Here is a 1042-nt window from a genome sequence, read left to right as displayed (position 1 = left end):
TCAGGACCGTCGCTGGTCTTGCGGACGCCGCGTCCGGCCGGGCGGATGCGCAGGGCCACGAACCGCGAGTACATGCGCTTGAATCCGCTGATCGACTTGCCGGGCCGGGAGCCTTCCCTCCAGGACACTGGTCTCGCTGCCGCCCGCCCGGCCGCGATGACCAGGTCTTTCATGGTCTGTGTAGGCGCGGGATACTGCATGGCCGGTGGTCGGCCGGTGCCCGCGTAAGCGGGCTGGACGGGCCGGGCGTCGGCTGGATGGGCGGTGTGGCGGGAGGAAATGCCCACCGCGTAGGGCAGGTTGCGTTCTTCCAGGCCGTGGCGGAAGGCGGCGGCATCTCCGTAACCGGCGTCCGTGACGACCAGGGGAATGTCGATGCCCCACGACCTGCTCTCGTCGATCATGTCCAGGGCCAGCTGCCACTTCTCCACATGCCCCACCCGGTCGGGAATGCCGCAGCGGCTGCGGCGGGCGACCTTGTCCGCATCCGCTTCCGGGGAGGCCGGATCCCAGGACGCGGGCATGAACAGCCGCCAGTTCACCGCGGCCGAGGCATGATCGGTGGCCAGGTGCAGCGACACCCCGACCTGGCATTTGGTGACCTTGCCCGCGGTGCCGGTGTACTGCCGCGACACACACGCCGAGGCGTCCCCGTCCTTGAGGAAGCCGGTGTCGTCGACGATCAACGCCTCCGGACCGATCGCCTCGTGCATCCTCCAGGCCAGCCGGGCCCGCACATGGGCCGGATCCCACGGACTGGAGGTGATGAAGTGCGCCAGCGCCTGACGGTTGCCGTCCTCACCGAGACGGGCCGCCATCGGCTCCACCGATTTACGCCGCCCGTCCAAAAGCAGTCCGCGCACATACGCCTGCCCCCAACGCCGCTGATCCGCACGGAAGAACCCGTCGAACAACTCCGCCGCGAACGCCTCCAGGTCCTCCCGGACCCCGGCCATCTCCTCAGGTGTCACGCCATTCCAACGACGCTCGTAGAGCAGCGGACACGCATACACAAATGAAGATGACCAAGCCCTACTAGGGG

General features: G+C 68.3%; 1 protein-coding gene. It reads right to left on the bottom strand.

Annotated features, from left to right (window positions below):
• On the bottom strand, positions 1-956 hold a 956-nt coding region (locus tag EHS43_RS45050; protein WP_185806686.1), incomplete at its 3' end, for an IS701 family transposase.
• Positions 957-1042: the final 86 nt, after the last annotated feature.

Source organism: Streptomyces sp. RP5T (assembly GCF_003933965.1).
Taxonomy (GTDB): Bacteria; Actinomycetota; Actinomycetes; order Streptomycetales; family Streptomycetaceae; genus Streptomyces.
This window is presented reverse-complemented; position numbering and strand designations above follow the sequence as displayed.